The sequence below is a fragment of the Dyadobacter sp. genome (assembly GCF_051859145.1).
Lineage (GTDB): Bacteria > Bacteroidota > Bacteroidia > Cytophagales > Spirosomataceae > Dyadobacter.
In genome coordinates, this window is record NZ_JBHYGF010000365.1 from 1 (window position 1) to 4,213 (window position 4,213).

Below are 4,213 nucleotides of genomic sequence, written 5' to 3' on the forward strand. Positions count from 1 at the left end.
TTACATTCTTTTCTTTGGCATAATTTCCAAGTTCCAGCAGCCCCTCGCCGATCATATCGATCGTTTTCTCGCGATCCTGATCTTTGGGAAGATCATTGGGGAACACACGCACATAAGGACAGTCAAGCTGCTGCGCGAGGTCGATAAAAGCCCGCGCTTCATCCAGGTTCTTTTTGCGTTTTTCGGAATCGAGATGGTGCAGCGCAGTGGAGGCGCCCAGGTTGCAGATCTTAATCTTATGGTCGGCAAAAAGCTTGCGCGTTTTGGCAATCTGCTCCGGCGTACTGAATTCAGGACATTTAGGAAGATAAAGCTCTCCCTGTAAGCCGCGTATTTCTACTGCGTCATAACCCTCTCTGGCGGCGGTAGTCACAATTTCAGTTAGCGTCCATTTGGGACAGCCTAACGTGGAGAAGGACAATTTTTGTTTATCTTTTTTAATGGGCAGGTCGAAAGCAGTTACTGCGGCCAGCGCCATGCTGCTTTTCAGGAATGTTCTGCGGCTGTTCATTTGGGTAGATTGGTTTCGGGCTGTTTAAGTAGGTTGTACCACTTTAAACAAGCTTTTTGACGGGAAAATCTACTTAATGAGGTAGATATCATGTAGCAACAAAGAGTAAGCACATACGCCGGATTGGTGGAAAAATATATGGCTATGAAATAATGTGGTGCCCCACGCTGGCAACTTGGCTCACGTTCAGATTACTGAATTACAAATAAGCGATCCGTCTCTTCAAAAGCATGAGAAAGGCATTAGTTGAAGAGATCAGCTGGTGCGAATTTGTGGTACCCCCTCTTAAAAACAGCGCTTCGGTCGCGCAGGTACCTGTTAGATCTGATAATGCGAGTATGCCGAGATTTTCTGGTGATCCCTCAACTGTAAGTTCAGCTACAAAATGGTATGAAAAAGAAATCATTTATCTGGTTGGCGGCAATCCAATTTGACAATCGCGGAGTTCAATGCAACTGTGGAGCTTTCGCCATAACAGAAGCTCCACTGTCTGCCCTTTCCCACTATATCTCACTTAAAAATTACGGTGAAAATATACATGGCCAGGTTCACCAGCAGCACCATGGCGTACAATCCATTGGTACGGCCTTTATTGAGTGAAAGCATCACCGTGAATACTGAGAGCCCCAGCAAAACCATTGATTTGGAATCCAGCCCAAGTACAAGCGGCAAATCCATTATGGTACAAACCACCACCACAGTTGGAATACTTAATCCGATACTCGCAAGTGCTGATCCTAATGCAAGATTGATACTAACCTGATACTGGTTGCGCCGCGCGGACCGGATTGCAGCTATTCCTTCGGGCAGTAAAATCACGGCTGCGATAGCCACACCTACCAGCGCAGTTGGCAGGCCCGCTGCCACAATACCCCCTTCAATCACCGGTGAAAGCGCTTTGGCAAGCAAAATAACGACACCCAGGCACAGGAATAAATAAGCGAGGCTGATGAAAGCTTCCACTCCGCTGACCTTTTTCTCTTCGCCAGAAACTTCTGTCAAAAAGTATTTGCGGTGCCTTACAGTTTGGGTAAATATAAATGACACATAAATAACGAGGCATGAAATACCTGTTGCGATAAGCTGCGGTACGGAATAAGAAGGGCCGCTAGTACTTGTCGTAAAATTGGGAAGCACAAGTGTCAGTATCAGGATGGATACGAGACTCACTAAGGCAATGGTGACACTTTTTGTTTCAAAATTTTGCTCTTTGAACTTATAAGCTCCTACGAGCATACTAATGCCGAGAATCCCATTCAGGATCAACATAACCGCCGCAAATAGCGTGTCCCGTGCATACGTATCCGCACCAGCCCCGCCGGTAAGCATCAATGAAACAATGATGGAGGCTTCGAGAAGCGTTACCGCGATGGCAAGAATGATGGTTCCGTAGGGTTCTCCCACTTTGTGTGCTACTACCTCCGCGTGGTGTACTGCCGATAACACGCCTGCGACCAGGGCAGCTATCGCAAAAAGATTAGCAAAAATGCCGCTACCGATAGGCAGTGTCAGGTAAAGTACCCAACAGATAACAGGTGCTATGAATGTCCATTGAAATATTCTCTTCATCCGCAAGTCCACTTTGTTTTAGTGATATTTAATACAAGCCAGAAAGTCGCAAAAACAATTTTACTTCAAAATAGTGATTTTTACGCTCTCAGTTGCTACCGAAGTATGTCTAGGGATAAATTTGATATCATCCTATTATTTCGGTAAATTTACAATTGTAAAAATAAAAGTGTAAAGAGATGTTCTTAGTTCCCACCTTTTAAATTTAGAAGATTATGGAAAACGACAGAATTGGAGAAGACAGGCAACTTTCGTTGGCGATGCGATACGCATTTGTGATCACGCTGCTTCTGATTATCATCATGTTTTTGATGTCCCTTATGGCTTAATTATAGTTCAAATGAAATCCTTCATCTGAGTCCTGGATGTGTCCCTATAAAGTGACATTCGTCCAGGACATCTTTTTTAAGGCATCCTATCAAATGGCGCAGGCATATCCATCAAAATCCGGAGCTCTCATTTAAAAAAATCAATATCAGTGACTATGTCGCCGACTTAATTTTTCTTTCTACCGCAAGATAGCGTCAATATCTTTTATGACGCTGGGAGTTGGTGATGGACCGGCAAACCACAACCCTGGATTTAAGATCGACGAAAAAGCATTGGAAAATGGGGTGAAAACCCAAGTGAATCTGGTTTTAGACTTTCTGAAGTAGCTACGCTTCCGGGGATTTATTGATTTCGGGTTAACGTTGTCGGTTCTTTTGACATTGCCAGCAAGCTAAATAAGCAGCCGCGGCAATCGAAAACAAAGTTTACGCAATCATCTTCAAGCCTTTTTAATTAGCCCGGGAACGACTCAGGGCCGCTGTCGCAGCCAGAACGGCTGTGACGGCAATGACGTACAATGCGGCTGGGCTGTGAAAATAGATCGCGGCGGCGGCCAGCGGCACCAGCACATTGTTGGCTGACTGTAAACTTTGGTTGACGCCCTGCAATTTACCCTGCTCGCTTTCAGGAACCGACCGGGACAACCGGCTGTTGTAGACCGGGTCGAAAAAACCTTCGCCAGTAACTATCAGGCTGACTGCCAGCGCGATCAGCACGGCTGAATGAATATACAGGCCCGCCAGCACGGATGCCAGGCCCGCGGCAAGCAACAGCAACCCTGCGACGGCCACCCTGTTTTCCTCCAAACGTTTGAGCAGCTGAGGCAGCAGCCACGCGCGGGTAAGGATATCGCAGATCCCAACGAAGGTGAGTATACTTCCGATGGCTACCGGCCCCCAGCTGTAAATGTCTTTCAGGTAAATGGTAAAATTGAATTGGAAGATACTCAGGCCCGCATAAAATAGGACGCCCGACAGCAGCAAAAGGCGAACCGTTCGCGTGCTGAGCACATTTTTAAAATGGGCAAAAGTATTAAAACTGTCCAGGGTTAACCGGGACGTGCGCGCTTCCCGCGGCAGGGATTCCGGCAGCAGGAAATAAACGCCCGTCGCAGAAATGAACATCAGCGTGGCCGTTACATAAAAAGGCAAGCCGATATGGATGCTGCCTAACATTCCCCCGAGGGCGGGCCCGCCGATTTTGCCGATCCCCATGGCCGCCCCGATGTAGCCAAACCATTTTGCGCGTTCTTTGGGTTCAGTCGTATCGGCGATGTAGGCAAACAGGATGGTGACGTTTCCGGCGGTGATCCCATCGATGATGCGCCCCAGAAAGAGCACCCACAGCGCACCGCCAATGCCAAACAGTACGTAACCTACCACGGAACCAAGCAAGCTGATGATCAGGATGTATTTCCTGCCGTAGCGGTCGCTCAGCGCGCCGAAGACCGGGGCTGCGAAAAAGGTGCATACCGCGAAAACAGACAGCAGTAAGCTCATCCCCACTACCACCTGCGCGGCAGGCAGGTATTTACCCAGCAGAAAGGGCAGCAAGGGCAGTACCAGGGATAGCCCGATCGAATTCAGGCTGACAATTGCTATGATGATCCAAAGCCGGTATCGTTTGGACCTTGTTTGTAGCTGTAACATATTCTTGATGTTGGTGTGTGCAAAGATCAATGCTATATTTAGGATAAAATAGCCCATTTGGCTTATCAAATAGTCGCATCGGATCATCATGAACATGGTAACACCTGTACAGACCGTGCCAAGCGTTCTGACACAACTGTCCGAGCGGTTAGGA

Annotated in this window: 4 protein-coding genes; 1 reads left to right on the forward strand and 3 read right to left on the reverse strand. The window is 47.5% G+C overall.

Going from position 1 to position 4,213, the window contains the following annotated elements:
* The coding region (locus tag ACTIE6_RS19085; RefSeq protein ID WP_439558160.1) for a TIM barrel protein at nt 1–511 on the reverse strand (511 nt) is incomplete at its 3' end.
* A 230-nt stretch (nt 512–741) separates the two neighbouring features.
* Here ACTIE6_RS19085 and ACTIE6_RS19090 point away from each other — a divergent pair.
* Complete coding sequence (locus ACTIE6_RS19090; protein ID WP_439558161.1) at nt 742–945, forward strand: hypothetical protein; 204 nt, start codon at nt 742–744, stop codon at nt 943–945.
* Between the two features lie 76 nt (nt 946–1,021).
* On the opposite strand, the gene ACTIE6_RS19095 is transcribed toward ACTIE6_RS19090, so the two are convergent.
* Together ACTIE6_RS19095 and ACTIE6_RS19100 are read right to left on the reverse strand one after the other, a co-directional pair.
* On the reverse strand, nt 1,022–2,080 hold the full coding sequence (locus ACTIE6_RS19095) for a calcium:proton antiporter (RefSeq protein ID WP_439558162.1): 1,059 nt from the start codon (nt 2,078–2,080) through the stop codon (nt 1,022–1,024).
* A gap of 779 nt (nt 2,081–2,859) precedes the next feature.
* On the reverse strand, nt 2,860–4,213 hold a 1,354-nt coding region (locus ACTIE6_RS19100), incomplete at its 5' end, for an MFS transporter (protein ID WP_439558163.1).